16 protein-coding genes and 1 tRNA gene are annotated in these 22504 nt (G+C 27.2%); 11 read left to right on the forward strand and 6 right to left on the reverse strand.

Features of this window, described 5'->3' with window-relative positions; genetic code table 11:
- The first annotated feature begins 502 nt into the window (after positions 1-502).
- A complete protein-coding gene (locus NLO413_RS00800; RefSeq protein WP_045808664.1) occupies positions 503-2038 on the forward strand; it encodes a lysine--tRNA ligase in 1536 nt (511 codons plus the stop codon).
- 99 nt (positions 2039-2137) lie between these two features.
- A complete protein-coding gene (gene bamE / locus NLO413_RS00805) occupies positions 2138-2503 on the forward strand; it encodes an outer membrane protein assembly factor BamE domain-containing protein (RefSeq protein ID WP_052690357.1) in 366 nt (121 codons plus the stop codon).
- A gap of 276 nt (positions 2504-2779) precedes the next feature.
- On the opposite strand, the gene truA is transcribed toward bamE, so the two are convergent.
- Positions 2780-3517, reverse strand: a complete 738-nt coding sequence (gene truA / locus NLO413_RS00810) for a tRNA pseudouridine(38-40) synthase TruA (RefSeq protein ID WP_045808666.1) — start codon at positions 3515-3517, stop codon at positions 2780-2782.
- A 1-nt stretch (position 3518) separates the two neighbouring features.
- The gene (locus NLO413_RS00815) at positions 3519-4418 is read right to left on the reverse strand and encodes an aspartate carbamoyltransferase catalytic subunit (protein ID WP_045808667.1); all 900 of its coding nucleotides are present in this window, start codon (positions 4416-4418) and stop codon (positions 3519-3521) included.
- Between the two features lie 2013 nt (positions 4419-6431).
- Here NLO413_RS00815 and gyrB point away from each other — a divergent pair.
- From gyrB to dnaQ, 7 genes are all read left to right on the forward strand, one after another.
- Positions 6432-8825 carry a DNA topoisomerase (ATP-hydrolyzing) subunit B gene (gene gyrB, locus NLO413_RS00820; protein ID WP_045808668.1) on the forward strand — a complete coding sequence of 798 codons (2394 nt, stop codon included), beginning with the start codon at positions 6432-6434 and terminating at the stop codon, positions 8823-8825.
- Positions 8826-9040: 215 nt separating this feature from the next.
- A complete protein-coding gene (locus NLO413_RS00825; protein WP_045808669.1) occupies positions 9041-9256 on the forward strand; it encodes a hypothetical protein in 216 nt (71 codons plus the stop codon).
- 13 nt (positions 9257-9269) lie between these two features.
- Complete coding sequence (nuoG, locus tag NLO413_RS00830) at positions 9270-11327, forward strand: NADH-quinone oxidoreductase subunit NuoG (protein WP_045808670.1); 2058 nt, start codon at positions 9270-9272, stop codon at positions 11325-11327.
- A gap of 1 nt (position 11328) precedes the next feature.
- Complete coding sequence (nuoH, locus tag NLO413_RS00835) at positions 11329-12435, forward strand: NADH-quinone oxidoreductase subunit NuoH (protein ID WP_045808671.1); 1107 nt, start codon at positions 11329-11331, stop codon at positions 12433-12435.
- A gap of 550 nt (positions 12436-12985) precedes the next feature.
- Positions 12986-14167: an NADH-quinone oxidoreductase subunit D gene (locus NLO413_RS00840; RefSeq protein ID WP_045808672.1), complete on the forward strand. Its 1182-nt coding sequence runs from the start codon at positions 12986-12988 to the stop codon at positions 14165-14167.
- Between the two features lie 5 nt (positions 14168-14172).
- Positions 14173-14697 (forward strand): NADH-quinone oxidoreductase subunit NuoE, encoded by a 525-nt coding sequence (gene nuoE / locus NLO413_RS00845; protein WP_045808673.1) that lies wholly within the window; start codon positions 14173-14175, stop codon positions 14695-14697.
- Entirely contained in the window at positions 14687-15367 is a 681-nt protein-coding gene (dnaQ, locus tag NLO413_RS00850) for a DNA polymerase III subunit epsilon (protein WP_045808674.1), read from the forward strand. The genes nuoE and dnaQ overlap by 11 nt, the downstream gene beginning before the upstream one ends.
- A gap of 350 nt (positions 15368-15717) precedes the next feature.
- Here dnaQ and thiL read toward each other — a convergent pair whose 3' ends face one another.
- Positions 15718-16677, reverse strand: a complete 960-nt coding sequence (gene thiL / locus NLO413_RS00855; protein ID WP_045808675.1) for a thiamine-phosphate kinase — start codon at positions 16675-16677, stop codon at positions 15718-15720.
- 59 nt (positions 16678-16736) lie between these two features.
- Between thiL and NLO413_RS00860 the strand changes: the two genes are divergently transcribed.
- Complete coding sequence (locus NLO413_RS00860) at positions 16737-17552, forward strand: YihY/virulence factor BrkB family protein (protein ID WP_045808676.1); 816 nt, start codon at positions 16737-16739, stop codon at positions 17550-17552.
- A gap of 690 nt (positions 17553-18242) precedes the next feature.
- Here NLO413_RS00860 and NLO413_RS00865 read toward each other — a convergent pair.
- Together NLO413_RS00865 and NLO413_RS00870 are read right to left on the reverse strand one after the other, a co-directional pair.
- A complete protein-coding gene (locus tag NLO413_RS00865) occupies positions 18243-19748 on the reverse strand; it encodes a YifB family Mg chelatase-like AAA ATPase (RefSeq protein WP_045808677.1) in 1506 nt (501 codons plus the stop codon).
- A 789-nt stretch (positions 19749-20537) separates the two neighbouring features.
- Complete coding sequence (locus NLO413_RS00870) at positions 20538-21146, reverse strand: RlmE family RNA methyltransferase (RefSeq protein ID WP_045808678.1); 609 nt, start codon at positions 21144-21146, stop codon at positions 20538-20540.
- 212 nt (positions 21147-21358) lie between these two features.
- Between NLO413_RS00870 and NLO413_RS00875 the strand changes: the two genes are divergently transcribed.
- Positions 21359-21435, forward strand: a tRNA-Pro gene (locus NLO413_RS00875).
- A 477-nt stretch (positions 21436-21912) separates the two neighbouring features.
- Here NLO413_RS00875 and NLO413_RS04750 read toward each other — a convergent pair.
- Positions 21913-22464: a hypothetical protein gene (locus NLO413_RS04750; protein WP_052690358.1), complete on the reverse strand. Its 552-nt coding sequence runs from the start codon at positions 22462-22464 to the stop codon at positions 21913-21915.
- Positions 22465-22504: the final 40 nt, after the last annotated feature.

Raw genomic sequence — 22504 nt, forward strand, 5'->3', positions numbered from 1 at the left:
TCCATAGTTTTATATGTGTTAGGCTTGTTATTTTATTGGAAGTGGGGAATAGTGATAGCTATGAGAAGATTTTTTATGTGTTATTAATATTGATTTATGTGTTTGTTTTTTTAAATTAATTTTTTACATACTTTGTTACTAGAAAGGTATTTATGAATTGTAATGCTAAATTACTATTAGATGTGATTATTATGATTAAGCATATATAATTTTTAATTTAGAAGCTAATAATGGGTATTTTGAGTTATAAAGAACGTGATGATGCTTTTTATATGGCTATTTTGATTGTTTTGAAAAATATAGTGTAAAATATTATTGGAAAGTTTTTTACTTAGATAAATCGTAATTGATAGGTTAGTATATTTGCATGATAATGTTTTTGTAATTTAATTATTGTAGTTATATTTTTAATGTGCTTATTTTGTAGTTTTTGTTATTAAGAAATTGATAAAAAGTTTTTTGTGCTATATAAGATTACAATTAAAATAGTTTGAATTAAAATATGCGGTATAATTCATGGCCATTTAAGGAAGCAGAAAAAATTTTACAAAAGTGTCATAACAAAAAAGAGATAATTTTTGAAACAGGATATGGTCCTTCAGGATTACCTCATATTGGCACTTTTAGTGAAGTGTTAAGAACAACGTTTATCATGAATGCGTTACAGGAAATATCACCAAAAAATGTTAACATAAAATTGATAGTTGTTTCAGATGATATGGATGGATTAAGAAAAATTCCTGATAATGTTCCAAATAAAGAAATGTTAGTAGAGCATTTAAATAAGCCACTTACTGTTGTTCCAGATCCGTTTGGATTATACGAAAGTTATGGACATTATATGAATGCCTTATTATGTAAGTTTCTTGATTTTTTTAATTTTGAATATGAGTTTAGAAGTGCAACTGAGTCTTATAAATCTGGTATTTATGATGAAAAGTTGTTATTGTTATTAAAATATTATGATAAAGTAATGGATGTAATGCTTCCTACTTTAGGAGATGAAAGAAAAAAAACATATAGTCCTTTTTTACCTATATGTCCTAAAACATTTAAGGTATTACAAGTTCCTGTAATAAGGGTTGATACTAAGTTAGGAACTATTTCTTATAAAGATCCAGAAGATGGTATAATAGAAGTTCTTGTAACAGGAGGAAATTGTAAACTACAATGGAAACCAGATTGGGGTATGCGTTGGGCTGCATTTAATGTTGATTATGAAACTCATGGTAAAGATCTTACACCTTCTGCAGAATTATCTAGTAAAATATGCAAAATATTGGGGAATGAACCTCCAATATTATTTTGTTATGAATTATTTCTTGATAAAGATGGAAAGAAGATATCAAAGTCAAAGGGAAATGGAATATCAATAGAAGATTGGTTACTTTATGCTCCTCGTGAGAGTTTAGCTTTATACCTTTTTCAAAATCCAAAAAGAGCTAAACGTTTATATTTTGATGTTATTCCAAAATCTGTGGATGATTATTTAGGGTTAGTAAAAGATTATAATCAAGACCGAAATTATGATAACCCAGTGTGGCATATACATAATGGTAAAGTTCCTGAATTAGATATGTTGGGGTTAAATTTTTCCTTGTTATTAAATTTAGCATCTGCTTGTAATGCTGAGAATAGTGATATACTTTGGGGATTTATAAATAATTATAAAAGTGATATTTTTCCAGGGGAAAGAGAATTTTTAGATAAGCTGGTAGTTTTTGCTGTTAAATATTATCATAATTTTGTAAAGCTTTATAAAGTATATAGGATTCCGACTGATGATGAAAAAATAATGCTTAATGATTTGATTAGTACATTACTCCTATTAAAAAATGATGATTCTTTTAGTAGTATACAAAATCAGATTTTTCTTTTAGGAAAGAAATATTATAATAATGACCTAAAACAGTGGTTTAAAATGTTGTATGAAGTTTTACTTGGACAAAGTCAAGGACCAAAATTAGGGTCCTTTATTAAATTGTATGGAATAGAAAATACTATAGCATTAATAGAAAAAATTATAGAGAAGCATTAATGGTAGTGATTGACATATTAACAAGGTGTGATAATATACTGTTTACCGTTATAGTGGATTACTATGTTATTTAGGGTTTTTGTTATATTCTGTGTTATAATGTTTAGTGGATGTAATTCATATACATTTTATCATGGTTATCCATCATCTAGTGTTATCTTATGGAAAAATATTAAAGTTGGCGACTCTTCTGACACAATTATAAGAATTCTAGGTAATCCAATTCTTAAAGAAGGAAATACGTGGTTTTATGTTTCTTATAAAATATATACTAACAATACTTTTGCAAAAAGGCAATATAGTTCTGATTTGTTAAAATTAACCTTTGATAATAACAAAGTTTTAAAATTGGAAGAAATAAAGATAAGCAAGAGAAAGTTATATGAAATATATAAAAAAAGTAGCTTAGTGGGTGGCATTAATGATAGCTTTTTAAGACGTATGCAATTAAAGTTACATAATTGATAATTTAAATTCATGTACTGTAGTTTTTGTATATAAAATATGGGAAGACAGTAATATATTTATGTTGTGTATAAATAATGATATTTTACAGATTAAGCATAGAATTATATCTTAGTTTTTTATTATTATTGAAAAGTTGCAAGTTTAATACATGTTTATTAATTTTTTTGTTTGGACAAAGGTATAAGCAGTAATTGTTGTAAGATATATAGCGTCATATAATTTTAAAGGTTAGTTTAAGAATTAATTATTTTATCAATCTTAATTACTAGTAAGTTAATAATCTATTTTTATTAAGTACAGCCCATATGGTGGTGCAGTTTCTCCAGCAGCAGCTCTATTCTTTTTGTTTAATATATCTAACATATGTGCTGGTAAAAATAGTTCTTTTCCGCAACTAACTAATGTTCCAGTAATAATACGTACCTGTTTATATAGAAAAGATAATGCGGATATATATATATATATATATTGATTATTTTTAGTAACAATAATGTTATCTATAGTTTTGATTGGTGATTTTGATTGGCAGGTTTTTGATCTAAAGCTAGATAAATTATTTTTTCCTATTATATAAGAAGCAGCTTGTACCATATTGTCAACATTTAACGGTTTAGGTATATGCCATGTTCTTTTATAATCTATTGCTACTGGAGAATACCTGTTAGTTATTTTGTATAGGTAATGTCTTTTTTTTGCAGAAAATCTAGCATGAAATTCATTACTTACTTTTTTGACAGATAATATAGATATTGCGTTAGGACGTAAGTGATAATTAATAGCATTTCTAATTACATAATCATCTAAGTGTGTTATTAAATCAAAATGTGCTACTTGTTCCAGTGCATGTACTCCAGCATCTGTTCTTCCTCCTGCGTATACTGTAATACGCTGCTGTGAAAAACTAAAGATGGCATTTTCAATTGTTTCTTGTATAGAGTTATTAGTATATTTTTGACGCTGCCACCCAGAAAAGCCTGATCCGTCATATTCTATAGTAATTTTATATCTCATATTAGTAATTTAGCAAATAATGTAAAATTGCTTTTCTTACAGCTACACCCATTTTAACTTGTAGTAAAATTACTGAATGTTGCTCTGCAACATGATGGGAAATTTCAATTCCCTTATTTATTGGTCCTGGATGCATAATAATGGAATTAGGTTTTGTATACATGAGCTTTTCTTCATTTAATGAATACAAGTGAGCGTACTCTTTAAATGATGAAATGGTACTAGTTGTAATACGTTCTTTTTGTATTCTTAACAACATTATTACGTCTGCATTTTGAATACCTTCTATTAGATTGTGTGTTGTATGTGAGGCACCTTGTAATTTACATATCATATTTGGTGGCCCTACTAATGTAATATTAGTGTTAAATTGAGATAATAATTTAATATTTGATCTTGCAACCCTACTATGTAATATATCTCCACATATTGATATATTTAAGTTTTGTAAATTGCCTTTTATGTATCGTATTGTACAGTAATCTATTAAAGCTTGTGTAGGGTGTTCATGATTTCCGTCTCCGGCATTTATTATGCAACAGTTTTTTACTATTTTTGCAATTGTATGTATAAAAGTGCTGTATTGAGATCGTATAATGATTAGATCAGGGTTCATTGCTTGTAGTGTTAATATGGTATCAATTATACTTTCACCCTTACTCATGGAAGAAGTTGCGACATTTATTGTAATTGTAGTAGCTCCTAATGATTTTTCTGCGATTTCAAAAGATGACAATGTTCTAGTAGAGTGCTCAAAAAATAAATTAATAATAATTTTATTTTGTAGTATATTATTATTGATGTTAGTGCTATTTAAATATTGCATAGATAGGTTGAATATTATGTCAATATCATTGATTGTTAAGTTAGATATTTGTAGTAAATGTGAGATTTTTTTCATTTAAAAAATATTAGTAACTTATTTTTTTACCTAATATAGCTTATTTTTTATCAATTATCATTTGGTTTTTATAAAATGTTATAAATTTGTTGTAAGTATGTGAATATTTTGATAAATATTATTTTGTGATTCGGAATTAAGGTTAAGTATATCATTTTTTAATTTAATAGATGAAAATGACAATAAACATTTAATAACAAAGGATTTTGATATTGCATAAGTGATTATATAGGGATACCTATAGGCAACAGTGAATTAATACAAAAGTAAATTTACAAATAAAAAAGAAATAGATATCAGTGATGCATTAAGAAGGCATCTTGATAATAAAGTAGATGTCCATCATTGTCATATAACATGATACTATATTATAGAAGATATTTTGACATTCATTTTCAAAATATTGTAAATGAATCATATAAAAAGATAAAAGCTTATTTCTTATAATTATTGATATTGGTCATTTTAAAGAAGTAAATGATAATTTAGGACATAATAGGAAACACATTATTACAATAATTCAAACAAAGACTTAAATCAAATATACGAGTAACAAACCTTCTTGCAAAATTTGGGGGAAAAGAATTTGTAATAATATACTTCCGGATACGAATATTAAAAGCGCTATAGAAGATGCTAAAAGACTAAATAAAATTGCTGAATAACCTTTTAATATTAGTACAGGTAGTATATTCAAAACTATAAGTATTGGTATATCAGAAATATCCCCTAATGATACTGTTAAAACACTTTAATACTGCGACCAATTTATATACAGCAAAAAAAAGCAGTAGAAATGAATAGCATGTTTATCTAATAACAATATATTATTATGCTAATAAAAGTATTAAGTTAAAATATTAGTAAAAATACATAATAACCTTTTTTTGAACCAGATGGAAAACAATATATTTGAAACTATATATCATGCGTAAATGCATATTCTATTTTCTCATAGTAGAAATGTTATTATACCATACCAATACTCATATACGATACACAAAATAAAATGATAAATCAAACAGTAAGTTTATCTCAAGAATGTCTATATTACCAAATACAAATATTAAAAAAGCTAATTCTTAAGATCTAGCACTAATACTAAATATATATAAGAGATTCTTAACCAAAATATATACTTTTATGTTTACAATATGTGTAGAATGAAATTTTTTGAGAAAAATATATAATTATTTATGTATTGTGTTTGTAAGGAAATTTTTCTAATTTATGGAGAATAATATTTGAAATTGTTTTATAGACAGAATATGTTGATTTTTTGAAATTTTGATTGGCAGTATAATATATTAAAGTATATGGTGTAGCTACCTTTAATGGTTAACTTTTAAAAAGATCAATGTAATTTGCAGTATTAAGTGCTTTTTTATGTTGACATTGTTATAAATTTAATATTTTTCTTATTAGATTTATTAATAATATCGTTTTTAGCAATATATTAAAAAATAAATTGATTGTGAGTTCATTACCTATATATACTATGTTTGAACTTACATTGTTTTTTCTTAATTCTATTAGCTATAGAATGAGAGTTGTTGCTATTCTAGATGTGGATATAATACACTTAAGTATAACTTGTTAATTGTACTTTAGCTTTTCTTATAGCTTCTCTTCCTTTAGCAGATTTAATCACTCTTTCTACAACAGCTGTTGCTAATTTAGGATTAAGTTCAAAAAAGAAATCTTTTAGTAGTCTTTTGAGAGTGTTTGCGTTATCTATTTATTTTATTTCTCAACTAATATTCTTATTTTATGTAGTATATTCAGTGTAATATAAATGTTATGCAGCGCGTATTTAAAAATATTGTTTATTCTTGGATAACAATTTTATGTTAATTATTATTAATTATATACATAATTTGTTGTTATGTAATTATTATTGCACTACTGTGGAATAGTTATATATGGAATGATAAGTAAAAAAGATTTTTTTGATTTATATAAATTTTTCTGTATAAATAATTTTAAAGTTAGAAATTTATAAGAAGATATTTTATGGGTAATTATAATGCTAATTCGATTACTATATTAAAGGGGCTTGATGCGGTCAAGAAACGCCCAGGCATGTATATCGGTGATACTGATGATGGCTCTGGGTTACACCATATGGTATACGAAGTTATTGATAATTCAATAGATGAAGCACTTGCTGGTTTTTGTAATAGAATAGATGTTATTATAAATGATGATGAATCAGTATCTGTTATTGATAATGGTAGAGGCATTCCTGTAGATCTTCATGAGGAAGGTGTTTCTGCTGCGGAAGTTATAATGACTCAATTGCATGCTGGGGGAAAATTTGATCATAATAGCTATAAAGTATCAGGTGGGCTTCACGGTGTAGGTGTTTCAGTAGTAAATGCTTTGTCTTATTGGCTAGAGCTTACTATATGGAGGAATAATAAAGAATATTTTATAAGATTTGAAGATGGAAAAGCAGTATCACCGTTGAAGGTGGTGAATGAAAATGTAGTAAAAAAAGGTACAAAAATTACTTTTATGCCTTCAAGTGAAATTTTTTCTTCTGTAAAATTTAGTTATGCAATATTAGAGAATCGTATTAGAGAGTTATCCTTTCTTAATTCTAATATTAATATTAACTTAAAAGATTTACGTGAGAAACCAATAGTACAATCTTCTTTTGGTATAAAAAACAGTATTGTGCAAGAAGATGAAAATAGTAGTGGGACATCGGGATTTGTAAAATATCTTGATCGTAATAAAACAGAAGCTACAAAAATTATTCATATTAGTGGAATTTCTGATGATACTGGCATTGCTGTAGAGCTTTCAATGCATTGGAATGATTCTTATTATGAAAATATGTTATGTTTTACTAATAATATTAGACAAAGAGATGGAGGAACGCACCTAGCAGGATTTCGCTCTGCGTTGACTAGATGTGTAAATAATTATGCAACGAATGAGGGGTTTTTAAAAAAAGCAAAAGTTACTCTTGTTGGCGAAGATATGAGGGAAGGATTAACATGTGTGTTGTCAATAAAAATACCTGATCCAAAATTTTCTTCACAAACTAAAGATAAGCTTGTAAGTGCAGAAGCGAGAACTGTTGTGGAAAGTATAGTATTTGAAAAGCTTACTTCTCTTTTTGAACTTAATCCTAAATTAGCAACATCTGTTGTAGAAAGAGTGATTAAATCTGCTAAAGGAAGAGAAGCTGCAAGAAAAGCTAGAGATGCGATTAAAAATAAAAATGCTTTAGAGTTTACATCTTTGCCAGGAAAGTTGGCTGACTGTCAAGAAAAATCTCCTGAGTTATCAGAGTTATTTATAGTTGAAGGTAATTCTGCGGGTGGATCTGCAAAACAAGGACGAGATAGAAGATATCAGGCAGTTTTGTCTTTAAAAGGTAAAATATTAAATGTAGAAAGAGTAGGGCTAGATCGTATTTTTTCATCTACAGAAATATCTTCATTAATTTCTGCTATAGGAAGTAATATAGGTAATGATAATTTTAATGTTGAAAAAGTCAGATATCATAAGATTATTATTATGACAGATGCAGATGTTGATGGCTCTCATATTAGGACTTTATTACTTACTTTTTTTTTTCGTTATATGAGAGATATTATTGATAAAGGTTATTTATATATAGCTCAGCCTCCGTTATATAAAGTAACAAAACATAAAAAGGAGATTTATATTAAGAATGATGATATGTTGCATAGTTACATTATAGATTATGCAATAAAGGACCTTACTTTAAATAGTGATAAAAATTACCTTGGCGATGATTTACGACTTATTCTACAAAAATGTATAAAGATTAGTAATTTAACGAAATGTTGTAAGAAAATTATACCTCAAGATATTTTTGAATCACTGTTATTATCTTATAATGATCATAGATTTAGTATTACTGATAAAATGTCTTATAATTTGAATAAGTTATTTAGTGAGTATAAATGGGACATTGAAGTTGATAAAAATAATGAGTTAGTAATTTGTAAATTATCGCAAGGTATGCGTGATAAATATTATATAAGTAATGATTTAATTCAATCAAAGGATATTCAAAAAGCTATAGATATGATTAGTGATGTAAATGGTATTTTTAATAATGTATCAGTTTTATCATCGCAAGATAATAATATAAGGGTTAGCTCTCCAACATCTTTAGTGAATAATATTATTGACTTTGGAAAAAAAGATATGATGCTACAAAGATTTAAAGGATTAGGGGAAATGAATGCTGATCAATTATGGGATACTACGCTAAATCCCGAAACAAGAACTTTGTTAAAAGTAAAAATTTCTGATTGTGAAGCTGCAGATTCTATTTTTTCAATATTAATGGGAGATTTTGTGGAACCAAGACGTGATTTTATAAATAATAATGCCCTAAATGTACAGAATATAGATGCATAAAAAATATTTAAAATTGCTTATACATATTAATAAGTTAAGATAATTGCTTTATTATACATAAGTATTATCTATATATTAATGTAAAGGGAACGATTAATAATAAAGGGATTTATTATTTTTGTAATGTAATTTTATTAAGGCACGTTTGTGAATATGTTGACGTTGTGTGTTTAGATGATACAATAAAACTAGTTTGGTAAGTTTATAGGAGTGTTATGGCTAAAGGAGGAAAGGTTGCAAAAACAGCGAGTAAGAATAACCCAATGCAACGTAATAAAAATGCTGTACAGAAAATTTATGATGGTAAGCCTGTTAAACCTGTAAAATATATAAATAGAGAGCTTGGACAGGTATTTATGGCAGGTCAGTTTGAAAATGGTAGTCTTGTGGAAGATAATAATAAGTATCCAATAAAATGGTCTAATATATAAGTAAGGATAATGCGTGGTTAAGTTAACTATTAACTCACAAGAAATAGAAGTTGATTCTGGAATGACAGTTCTTCAAGCATGTGAAATTGCAGGTGTTGAAGTGCCAAGGTTTTGTTATCATGAGCGTCTTGCCATTGCAGGAAATTGTCGTATGTGTTTAGTTGAAATTGTAAACGGTCCTCCAAAGCTTGCAGCTTCATGTGCAATGCCTGTTGCTGATGGTATGATAGTAAATACTAATACTGAAAAAATAAGAAAAGCAAGAGAAGGTGTACTTGAGTTTTTATTAATAAATCATCCTTTAGATTGTCCAATTTGTGATCAGGGCGGAGAGTGTGATCTTCAAGATCAAGTTATGGCTTATGGGTGCGGTGTTAGTAGATATAGTGAAGAAAAAAGGGCTGTGTCTAAAAAGAATTTTGGTCCATTAATTGAAAATGTAATGACTAGGTGTATACATTGTACTAGATGTATAAGGTTTTTATCAGATATTGCAGGAACTTATGATTTGGGTACTATAGGTAGAGGAGAATTAATGGAAATAGATACCTGTATTACTAAAGGTATTACTTCAGAGCTTTCTGGCAATATAATAGATCTATGTCCTGTTGGTGCTTTGACATCAAAGCCGTATTCTTTTAAGGCTAGGTCTTGGGAGCTATCTCATTATGAAACAATAGATGTATTGGATGCTGTTGGCAGTAATATTCGTGTAGATTGTAGAGGTCTTGAGGTAATGCGAATTTTACCTCGCATCAATGAAGAAATTAATGAAGAATGGATATCAGATAAGGCACGCTTTTCGTATGATGGATTAAAAATTCAAAGACTTGATAAACCATATATTAGAAATAGTGGAAAATTGGTAGCTTCGACTTGGGAAGAAGCATTTTGTGTCATCGCTAATAGGTTAAAAAATGTACCAGGAGACAGAATTGCTGCAATTGCAGGAGATTTGGTAGATTGTGAATCAATGCTTTTATTGAAAGAATTAATGCATGAATTAGGAAGTGATAATATTGACTGTAGGCAAGATTGTGCTAAACTACTAACAGATAATAGGGCTTTATATTTATTAAATACTAGCATATCTAGAATAGAAGAAGCAGATTTATGTATACTAATTAATGCTAATATAAGATTTGATGCTCCTTTAATTAATACTAGGCTACGTAAGCGCTATCTTCAAGGAGATTTTATTATTGCAACTATAGGTCCTGAATTTAATTATAACTATAAAGTAGAATGTTTAGGTGATGATTGTGCAATATTACAAGAAATTCTTAATAATGAACATGATTTTTGTAAATTATTAAAGAAAGCAAAAAAACCTATGCTTATTATAGGACAAGATGGATTGATTGGTGAAAATGCTTATTTTGTTTTAGTTTTGGCAAGTAAAATTGCAGAAAAGTTTAATATGATACAAAAACAATGGAATGGGTTTAACATATTACATAAAGCTGCTGCTAGGGTTGGAGGTTTGGATGTAGGATTCATTCCTAAAGATTATTATAATATTGATGTTTTAAAAATACTACATAAAGCAGAATGTGGTGATATAGATGTATTGTATCTTTTAGGAGCCGATGAAATTGATGTTTTAAACACTGAATCATCGTTTATTATATATCAGGGACATCATTGTGATAATGGGGCACAAAATGCAGATGTTATATTACCAGGTGCGGCATATACAGAGAAAATGGCAACTTACGTAAATACAGAAGGTAGAGCTCAAAGAACAACCATAGCTGTATACCCTCCTGGTATAGCTAAAGAAGATTGGTTAATTATTAAGGAGTTATCTCAATATTTACATAAGGAGCTACCTTATAATAGTTTGTATGATGTACAAAAAAAACTTTCGATTTTAGGTGATCAATTTAAAGAAGAAAATATTGGTAAATTAGTTAAAAATGAATGGCTATCTATTAATGAAGAAGTTGATTTTAATATTAGTGGGAAATTGACTACAAAAAAATATAATTTTTATATGACTGATCCTATTAGTAGATCATCCAGTATTATGGCTAATTGTGCTAAATATTTTATTAATAAGTTAGGATAATATGAGTTTTTTACTGGATTTATATGATTGGATTAGTGATTATGGAGGGTTTTTACTATTAAGAATTATTTTTACTATCTTAATAGTAATGGTTTTTGTTGCATATTTAGTATATATGGAACGGAAAGTTCTTGCTGCTATACAATTACGGCAAGGTCCTAATATTGTAGGTCCTTTTGGAATATTACAGCCATTTGCAGATGCAATAAAACTTATTACAAAAGAACATATTGTTCCTTTTAAATCTAATAAATTAACTTTCTTTATTGCTCCTATTATTACTTTTACTGTTGCTTTATTAGGATGGGCTGTAATTCCATTTGGTGCAGATATTGTGATAAGTCATGGACAAGAGTTAGTTATTCCTAATGTAATTTCTAATATTAATGTAGGTGTATTATATATTTTAGCAGTATCTTCATTGGGTGTATATGGTATTGTGATAGCTGGATGGTCAAGTAATTCTAATTATGCTTTTTTAGGTGCTATTAGATCTGCATCTCAAATGATATCCTATGAAATATCTATAGGACTTGTGGTTACTACGGTGCTAATAACAACTGGATCATTAAAGCTAGGAGAAATTGTTGTATTTCGACACAATATGCCATATTGGATTGATTTATTGTTATCTCCAATGGCTTTAGTGTTTTTTATTTCTGCTTTAGCTGAAACTAATCGTCATCCTTTTGATCTTCCAGAAGCAGAATCAGAACTAGTTTCTGGGTATAATGTAGAGTATTCATCTATGCCGTTTGCACTATTTTTTCTAGGTGAATATGCTAATATGATATTAATTAGTGTAATGATGGTGATTTTATTTTTTGGAGGTTGGTATCCTCCACTTAATATTGGTTTTTTATATAAAATATCTGGATTGGTATGGTTGATTTTAAAGGTGATATTTATATTATTTTGTTTTATATGGGTTAGGGGTACAATTCCTAGATATCGATATGATCAGCTTATGCGTTTAGGATGGAAAATATTTTTGCCAATATCATTGATATGGGTTGTAGTAGTTTCTGGAGTTTTATTATATACAGATTCATTACCGCATAAGAAAATAAAGACTACAGATAAGGTAATTAATAATTATAATGATTAGTTTTTATGATTTATATTGCTTTTTTGTGTACTGATCTAATACAAAGTGTATATGTAATAAATGCCTTTTAAAATCTAATGAATACTTTTTATTAAGCCATATTAGGTTATTGGTTACAATTGTAGATTAAATATTTTGTAATATCTTGTATTGTGACTTATTTAATACATAAATATTTTGTATCTTATATTTAAAATTAAAGCCCAAATTATTGAAAGTTTATTTGTAAAGAAGTAAATTTATTGTTAATTTATGTTATAAATAATTTTAAAGTATATTTGGGTAGAAATGCTATGGATATGTGTTGATATAATTATATAGTAATAGAATAACTAGTATTCTAGACAATAATTTGTTCTTAACTATTATAAAATTATAAATTTTCTTACTGTAAGACTGTAGGTTTTTTTATATTATTATACTATAACGTACTTTATGTTATTATATAATTATGCTATTATACAAAGTAATATTTTTCACCTTGATATTGGTCTTTATGTGATAAAGATACCTAAAAAAAAAGAGGTTATATCATTTGAGTTTATAACTTATGTCTAAAGAATTGTATATTAAACCAATGACTTTAAATTTTGGACCACAGCATCCTGCTGCACATGGTGTTATGCGTCTTGTATTGGAAATGCAGGGTGAGGTCATTGAAAGAATAGATCCTCATATAGGGTTATTACATAGGGGTACAGAAAAGCTTATTGAGTATAAGACTTATCTTCAAGCATTGCCGTATTTTGATCGGCTGGATTATGTATCTCCAATAGCTCAAGAACATGCATACTCTTTATGTGTAGAAAAATTACTAAATTGTAATGTTCCTATTAGAGCTCAATACTTAAGAGTAATTTTTTGTGAGTTAACTAGAATACTCAATCATTTATTAAATATTGCTAGTCAAGCGCTAGATACAGGTGCAATGACACCTCTTTTATGGATGTTTGAAGAAAGAGAAAAGATACTTAATTTTTATGAAAGAGCTTCTGGTGCAAGGTTTCATGCAGCCTATATTAGGCCAGGTGGTGTTGCAGCCGATATACCAGATGATCTTTTAGATGATATAGGTGCTTTTACTGAGACATTTCCTAAATTGATAGATGATGTTGATGATTTACTGACCGAAAATAGAATTTGGAAGCAACGTAATGTTGATATTGGTAAAATTTCTAAAAAACAAGCGTTAGATTGGGGATTTTCAGGACCCATGCTGAGAGCTTGTGGATTTGCTTGGGATTTGAGAAAAAGTAATCCGTATGAAATTTATGAAAAATTAAATTTTAAAGTTCCTGTAGGGACAAATGGTGATTGTTATGATCGATATTTAGTAAGAATGGCAGAGATAAGGGAATCAATAGGTTTAGTAAAACAGTGTATAAATGAAATACCAGTAGGAGATGTTAAAACTAATGATAGAAAAATTGCTCCTCCTAAAAGAGAAGAGATGAAGAAGTCGATGGAAGCTTTAATTCATCATTTTAAATTGTATTCTGAAGGGTACAAAGTGTCACAAGGTGAAGCATATGCAGCTGTTGAATCTCCTAAAGGGGAATTTGGAGTGTATATAGTATCAGATGGAACAAATAAACCTTATAGATGTCGTATAAGAGCGCCAGGATTTGCTCATTTACAAGCTATAAATGCTATGGCAAGAGGTCATATGTTGGCAGATCTCACAGCAATTATAGGTTCGTTGGATATAGTATTTGGGGAAATAGATAGGTGAAATAAATGAATAATGCGAAAATCGATCAAAAAGATGATGAAAAGTTTCAATTTACTAGTGATAACTTACAGAAAGCAAAGAAGCTGATTGGTAATTATCCAAAAGGTAGGGAATCTAGTGCAGTAATGTCATTATTATATATAGCTCAAAAACAATGCAAAGGGTATATTTCGTTGTCTGCAATGGATTATATTGCTAAGATGTTAAACATGCGTTTAATGCATGTATATGAGGTAGCAAAGTTTTATTCTATGTATAATTTATCTCCCGTAGGACAATATTTAATACAAGTGTGTAGAACAACCCCTTGCTGGTTGTGCGGGAGTAATGATATATTAGATACTTGTAGAAGAATTTTAAATATAGACTTTGGAGAAACAACAAAAGATAACCTCTTTACTTTAAAAGAAACAGAATGTTTAGGTGCTTGTATTGATGCTCCTGTTGTGCAGATTAATAATGATTATTATGAAAGATTGACTGTTAAAGCAATGGAAAAAATTATTTACAACCTAAAAAATGAAAATTAGAGAAATAGTTTTAGATACGGAAACAACCGGACTTGATGTTAATGGAGGCGATAGAATTGTTGAAATAGGATGTGTAGAATTGATAGATTGTATTTTTACGGGGCATATATTTCATCATTATGTAAATCCTGAACGTGAAGTACCTTACTATGCAACTAAAATTCATGGTATCACTATAGATATGGTAAAAGATAAGCCAAAATTTGCAGATATTGCAGATGAGTTTTTGGATTTTATTTCTGATGGGACATTAGTTATACATAATGCGAAATTCGATGTATCATTTATAGAAATGGAGTTAAATAGAATTAATAAAGAGTATAGTTTTAGTAAAGTTATTGATACACTTATATTAGCGAGGAAAAAATTTCCTGGTATGCCTGTTACACTTGATGCTCTATGTAAAAGGTTTAATATTTCTTTGCAAGATAGAAAGTTTCATGGAGCATTATTAGATGCTACTTTATTGTCTAAGGTATACATTGAACTTAAAGGGGGATTGCAAAGATCATTAAATTTTAATGATATAGATAAGAATAATATTGATCAGCAATTTGTTGAATCGCATTATTTATGTAATCGTAATTTTAAAATAAATCAAGATGATTATAAGAAACATAAGGAATTATTAAAAAAAATTAAAAATTCTATATGGGCTAAATTTGAATGATGTCTTTGATATCTTATGTTTTGCTGATATGTATTACTTGTAATGATGGTTTTTATGAGCTTATTTGAAAAAATTTTTATGTAACTTTAAATATAAATCGCAAAATATTTTAAATTATGTACTTTTACTTAATTTTATATGTTTTATCTTATACTGGACAGGCAATTAGCTTTTTTTAGGTTGCTAAGATGATTCTTTAATAAAAAATTTTGATGTTTTTTAATATACTATAATTTTTTATAAAAGGTATAATTATTTTTGAGTTTTACGTATTAACCATTTCTGTTTTATTATAGTTTGAATGGATATATTTATTAGTACAAATAGACAAGTATTGTATAGGGAAATATTTAATTAGAAAAATGCTGGAATCCTTTTTTTGTAAATAAGATTTTCTGATTATTATGATTGTAAATATTTACATTATTTCCAATAGATAAGTATCCTACTTGTGTAACCTTAACTCCTATTTTAGAAGATAAATCCTTTATTTTTATGTGATTTTTAGGATGTGAAGTAAATACAAGTTCATAATCGTCACCCCCTGTTAAAATTGTTTCCAGAAGTTGCGGATTATTATTGAGTATAATTTTTGCTTCTTTTGATAGCGGTATTTTATCTATATATATATTAGCTTCTACATATGATGATTGACAAATATGTTCTATATCTTGTATTAATCCGTCTGATATATCTATGCATGATGAAGCTATATTATAGTCATTAATGAGTAATCCCAGGTTAATTCTTGGATTTGGTAAATCAAATTTATTTTTAAAGTAACTGCAATGTTTATTGTTGATAATATTACGATAAGCTAATAATCCTAGGGCAGCATCACCAATATTACCACTTACATATATATAATCTCCTACATTTGCTTTAGATCGTGTTAGTGATGTATTATTGGTAAAGCCAAAGGCAGTTATGCTAATAATTATACTATTATTATTGTTTTGTGTTGTATCTCCGCCTATTAGTTTAATATTGAATTGGTCATTATCTTCTTTTAATCCACTAGTAAATTCTTTCCACCATTTATTAGTAATATTATTGGGTAAGATTAACCCCAGAAGATAACCATATGGCTTTATCCCCATAGATGCTATATCAGAAAGATTTACTCTTAAAGATTTCTTTGCTAGTAATTTTGGGTCATTGTTATCTAAAAAATGAACTCCTTCAACTAGAATGTCTTTTGTTATTATTAATTTGTCTTGTAAATTTGCTATTTGCGCAGCATCATTACCTATTAATGAATTATGATCCAAAGGGTGTATATATTTTTTTATATAACTAAACTCATTCATAGTATTTTTGTATAATTTAAGTGTGAATTTGTGTATTGTATATTAATAATAGGTATAATATGATACATAAAAAAATGAAATTTTTTATTAGATGTATTTATTTAGCATTAAATGACTTTATAAATCACGATGGTATAGAACATGCTGGATATTTATCATTCATTATATTATTGTCTATATTTCCTTTTTTAGTATTTTTAACTGCGGTAGTATCAAATTTTGCTGTAATTTTAGATCAGTATAATTTGACCACAAAGTTTTTTATGTTGATTACCGATAATGTTCCACATAATCTAATATCAGGATTAATACCAAGAATTAATGAAATAGTTTCAGGCCCTCCACATAGCTTATTAACGTTGGCAGCTATAGGAACAGTTTGGACTGCTTCGTCTGCTGTTGAGGGAATGAGGACGATACTTAATAGAGCATTAAGAGTTTCAGCTCCTCCACCTTATATTCTTAGAAGGTTATTAAGTATAGTACAATTTTTAGTTATTACTTTTATAATGACAATTACAATGATATGCATTATTTTAGTCCCAATGATTTTTGATTTACTCAATAAACATTGGGGATATGTGAGATATACTGTAAGTGAGTTAATCTTGCTAATATCTATTACATGTTTATATTTTATTATACCTAATACGAAACAGAAATTGATTAATGTTGTACCTGGTGCGGCTATAGTAACTATATTGTGGACAATATCTTCATTTATATTTGCTTGGTATATCAAGAATTTTCATTCATTAAGTATAATATATGGAAGTTTAGCAGGTATTATTGTCTCTTTATTATTTTTCTATATATTAAGTATATTTTTTATTTATGGAGCAGAGTTAAATTATAGGTTAAGTAGATGTAAATGAATGATGTATATTAAATTTTTGAGATAATAGATATATTATGTATTTTAGGTTAAAAAGATAGAGAAGGTGTTTTTAGAATAGCGTATTTTGTACTAATTTATATAAATTTACTCATAGAAATTGTATATTAACTTTAATTATTTTGTAATAATGACCACAAAATTATATATAAGATAGCACATTAGTATATGCTGCTAATTTTATGTAAATCTGTATTTGTAATTCTGCTTAAATTTTATGATATATATTTAAAGATATTAAGAGTATTTTTAATAATATATAATTAAGTGAGGTAGCACTTATCATGTATATGAAGAAATATATTAATTGGTAATTATGTTATCTATTTTTATGATGAGTTATTAATATAATTATTTTTATAGTTGATTAATATTAAGAAAATTTTTTTATAAGTATTCATATAAGTTATGATAAATATTTTTATAGATAATGAGCAAAACTCTTCATATATGGTATTATATTTTATAGTCTTACCATAAAAAGATTTTTATTTTAGAAATAGTTTTCTGGAAAATGATAATTTTATTTTTGTTAAAGTGCAAAATTAGAGTATTTTTTGGCTAATTTAAAATATTTTTATGTAGTTTATATTTTTTTATAGAAATTACAAAAAATTTCTTATGTTACTGATGGTATAGAAAGTATCTAAATGGAAGATAAAATAAAACTTTATTTTTGACAATTTTTATTTAAGTAAGTTAAAGCTTCTGCGATGTGATCTTCTTCTATTATATCTTTTGAAGCTAAATCAGCTATTGTTCGTGCTACTTTAAATATTTTTGTATACTCTCTTATTGATAAATGAAAGTTATGTATTGCATTTTTTAGTAATTTTAAAGCATTTTTATTTAATAGAAAGAACTTTTCTATGTCATTTTCTGATAGAAGTGCATTACATTTTAATGATAAATTAGCGTAACGATTTTCTTGAATTTTTCTTGCATTTATTACCCTTTTTTTTATTGATTGTGAATCTTCTGAATTGTTGTGACATTCATGTGAAAATATGTTAATGTTTGGTACAGCAATATGTATATCTATTCTGCTCATTATAGGACCAGAAATTTTGCTTTGATATTCAATGGCGCATTTTGGGATGCGAGGACAGTAATGGTTGGGATTGTCAAAATATCCACATCTGCAAGGGTTCATAGCAGCAACTAGTTGAAAATTTGCAGGGTAGGTTACGTGGGATTTTAATCTTGGTATAAGAATATTTTTATTTTCTAAGGGCTGTCGTAAAGCATCTAAAACATATCGTGAAAATTCTGGTAATTCATCTAAAAATAATACACCATTATGAGCTAAAGTTACTTCTCCAGGATATGCATTACGTCCTCCTCCAATCATTGCAGCAAGAGATGATGAGCTATGTGGTTCTCGAAATGGTCTAGATGTTAATAATTTGCTACATTTTTGGTAAATACTTGCAATAACACTAATGTCAATTAATTCATCATCATTTAAGTCTGGTAATATACTTAATAATCTTTTTGCTAGCATTGATTTACCAGTTCCTGGTGGTCCTATCATTAATAAATTATGGCCTCCTGCGGCAGCAATTTCTATGGCCCTTTTTGCGATTAATTGACCTTTTACATCTTTCATATTCATGATAGATGTATTATTAGTTATACTTTTTTTTGTAGGAGGAGGAATTTTTTCATTATGATTAAAATGATTGATTAGTGATATTAAATGTTTTACTGGTAGTATTGTAATATTATTAATTAATGCTGCTTCTGGTCCATTATCATAAGGACATATTATACCTTTCTTTTGTTTATATGCACTAATAGCACTAGGTAATACTCCAGGTACAGAGATAATACTACCATCAAGTGAAATTTCTCCTAGTATAATATAAGATGATAAATTATTAACTTTGGGAATAACATTCATAATTGTTAGTAAGCCGATTACTATAGGTAAATCATAATGACTTCCTTCCTTGAATAAATTTGCTGGAGATAGATTTACTGTAATTCTATGTATAGGTAGCACTAGATTAATAGAAGTAAGAGATGCTCTTATTCTTTCTTTAGATTCGGCTATGGCTTTATCTGGTAATCCAACTATGTTAAACGCAGGAATTCCCTTTGCAAGGTGTATTTGAACAACTACGTTTAAAGTTTGAATTCCATGAAATGCTATAGTATGAATATTGATTGTCATAATATTTTTATTAATTTTTTAATAATATAGATAAATTATTTAAGTTATTCTAGTAAAATTTTTAAATAATTTACTAATAAATTATAAATATTAAAATATATTAGAAATATGATGATTAGAATTATTAATTTACTGAAGATGATGCTGGTATTTGGTGTTTTAAAAATTCTTTTTTTGTTTATATGTATAAAATTTAAGTAACAGTGTTAATTACATGAATAGTGTATTATGTTTAGTGTTTTGGTTCATCCTATAAATTAATTGAGATGTGTAATAATAAGTTATTTTTTGATTATTAGAATTTAAGTGTATATATTTTTATTATTGGGTATGTTTCTTTTTGTATAGTGATAGATTGATTTATTACTTAGTATTACTGTAAAATAAGTGAAAAACCTTATTTTAGCTTTCTAGTAATAATTAAACCTATAGGAGAAATATTTCTTTTTTATTAATATAATTACGTAATATAACGTAATTTAGTAAAATTATATTTTAAGTAATTATAGTACTTAAGTAGATCTACTAAGTGTGATAATATGTTGATTAGTAATATGTAAAAAATTTTATAAAATTAATTTAGTCTATTTTTATTAATGCCATTTTAGATTTATATTCTTAAATTAAAAATATTTATGTGATTATAAGTATAAGTAGTAGTTCTAAAGGATAGGATATATATTACTAAGTTAAAATAATGTTAATCTATTTTAGGAGTTTGTATTAGTATATTAGGTTTAAGATTTAATAAATTTATTAAAATTTTTAATATTCATCTTGATTTAAGTATCATTCAGAATCATAAGGTTTTATACTATAATTACTATAGTATCCCAGACCTATCAAATACATTTCAGAAGAGTTTTTTCTACTTGCACGGGGCTTAAAATATTTTATTTTTTTAAACGAATTCTTCATTTTTTGATAAAATTCTTTTTCATATTCCCCTTGAAAGATTTTAGTTACAAATGTGCCTTCACTTAGTAAGAAGTCATTTGCTATGTTTAATGAAATTTCACATAAATTCATAATATTAGCATGGTCTACATACTTATGCCCACAGGATTGAGGAGATAAATCAGATAGTACTATGTTAAATTTTACATTTTGTAGAGTATCGTATAATAATTGAGTATTACCAATGATATCACAATTGATAAACTTCACATTAGGTATAGGACTCATATTCTTGATATCTATAGCTGTAACATAAAATTTATTATCACTTGTTACTTTGTGTGCAGCTACTTGTGACCATCCTCCGGGAAATGATCCAAGATCTAATATATAATAACCTTTTTTAAAAACCTTAAACTTATTATCTATTTCTATTAATTTATAGGCTGATCTAGATTTATATCCTTGCTTTTTTGCTAGTAGAACGTAAGGGTCGTTAATTTGCCGTTGTAACCATTTTGTTGATGATATTTTTCGACCTTTTGCAGTTTTTAAAATAATAGTTATACTATAACCTCATTAGCTAATATTAACTAATTTACTATGATAAAGATTTTTTTTTTTTTGAAAAGAATTATTTCTAATTAATAGAGTATGTGTTATTGACAGCTGATATAATATCTTGTAGTTTACTTAAATATATATATAGTATACGGGGTGTAGCGCAGCTTGGTAGCGCACTTGGTTTGGGACCAAGGGGTCGGGAGTTCAAATCTCTCCACCCCGACCACTTTTTATTTAATAGATATTATATTTCTGTTTTGTTGAATAATTCTGTTTTAAAATTATAGTTTGTGCCATATATTTTAAGAATGGTAAATTATTATGTATAACATCTATTATAGGTATAAGACTGTGCTCATAAATGTTATATAATTTTTATTTATTCACATAAACTAATGAACGATGTAGTTAAATTTGTATAGTTATGTAAAGTTTAGATTTTATATTATATGCTAAGGGTACGATTTTATTTATGTTATGTATAAGAGTATTAGTTGTTTGGATTGCATATATTATATGTTTTGATTGAATTATAGGAAGTTGTAATAATATCTTGTTATATGTGGATATTTATTGAAAATGATAATGATCATAAAGTTTGATAATACATGAGTTTAAGAATTGTTCATTAATATTAAATTTATCAACATCATAACCTTATATGTGATCAATTATGCTTTATTATTAAAGTTTATGCTTTATATCATATTTCATGAGCATGGTTTTGTTCATGTTGCGAAGGAGAGTGTGAAGGAGAGTGATAATGTTCATGTTCTGTTGGATCATGTTGCATGCCTTGCATTCCATGGGAAGCTTGCATAATGTCTTTATCAGCATGTGGATATTCATCAAAATGATGAGGATCATAAAGTTCAGGGTTATCATGCGGGTTTAATAGTTGTTCATTATGATCATCATCATTACTACCAGATTCATCAGCATGATTACCTTGTATATGATCAAATAATACTTTTAGTCCAAATAAATTTTTATCAGATGTACTCATTATTTTTAATGATATTTCTAATCCTGCAAATGATGAATATACAGAGCAAGCCTGTATTAAATTTGCAGTAAGACTATCAGTAACATTGCCTTTTAAAGATTGCTCAATATAGTGTAATATCATTCCGGAAATTGATGCAAAAATAGTTGCATTATCACCTTCAGAATGATCTCCTGATTGTTGTTCGTGATAGTGAAGAGCAGATTGCATTGCAGCTACATTTATTCCTTTTGATTGTTCGCTAGACATAAATTTATGTTATATAGTTATATATATAATATGATATTAA

Origin of the sequence: Candidatus Neoehrlichia procyonis str. RAC413, assembly GCF_000964795.1 — a bacterium.
GTDB lineage: Bacteria > Pseudomonadota > Alphaproteobacteria > Rickettsiales > Anaplasmataceae > Neoehrlichia > Neoehrlichia procyonis.

Excerpts from the sequence above, each read along its gene's own strand:
- bamE (WP_052690357.1), top strand. The coding sequence starts at position 2,138 with ATGTTTAGTGGATGTAATTCATATACATTTTATCATGGTTATCCATCA.
- NLO413_RS00825 (WP_045808669.1), top strand. The coding sequence starts at position 9,041 with ATGGCTAAAGGAGGAAAGGTTGCAAAAACAGCGAGTAAGAATAACCCA.
- nuoH (WP_045808671.1), top strand. The coding sequence starts at position 11,329 with ATGAGTTTTTTACTGGATTTATATGATTGGATTAGTGATTATGGAGGG.
- dnaQ (WP_045808674.1), top strand. The coding sequence starts at position 14,687 with ATGAAAATTAGAGAAATAGTTTTAGATACGGAAACAACCGGACTTGAT.
- gyrB (WP_045808668.1), top strand. The coding sequence starts at position 6,432 with ATGGGTAATTATAATGCTAATTCGATTACTATATTAAAGGGGCTTGAT.
- NLO413_RS00840 (WP_045808672.1), top strand. The coding sequence starts at position 12,986 with ATGTCTAAAGAATTGTATATTAAACCAATGACTTTAAATTTTGGACCA.
- truA (WP_045808666.1), bottom strand. The coding sequence starts at position 3,517 with ATGAGATATAAAATTACTATAGAATATGACGGATCAGGCTTTTCTGGG.
- thiL (WP_045808675.1), bottom strand. The coding sequence starts at position 16,677 with ATGAATGAGTTTAGTTATATAAAAAAATATATACACCCTTTGGATCAT.
- nuoE (WP_045808673.1), top strand. The coding sequence starts at position 14,173 with ATGAATAATGCGAAAATCGATCAAAAAGATGATGAAAAGTTTCAATTT.
- NLO413_RS04750 (WP_052690358.1), bottom strand. The coding sequence starts at position 22,464 with ATGTCTAGCGAACAATCAAAAGGAATAAATGTAGCTGCAATGCAATCT.
- NLO413_RS00815 (WP_045808667.1), bottom strand. The coding sequence starts at position 4,418 with ATGAAAAAAATCTCACATTTACTACAAATATCTAACTTAACAATCAAT.
- NLO413_RS00800 (WP_045808664.1), top strand. The coding sequence starts at position 503 with ATGCGGTATAATTCATGGCCATTTAAGGAAGCAGAAAAAATTTTACAA.
- NLO413_RS00865 (WP_045808677.1), bottom strand. The coding sequence starts at position 19,748 with ATGACAATCAATATTCATACTATAGCATTTCATGGAATTCAAACTTTA.
- NLO413_RS00860 (WP_045808676.1), top strand. The coding sequence starts at position 16,737 with ATGATACATAAAAAAATGAAATTTTTTATTAGATGTATTTATTTAGCA.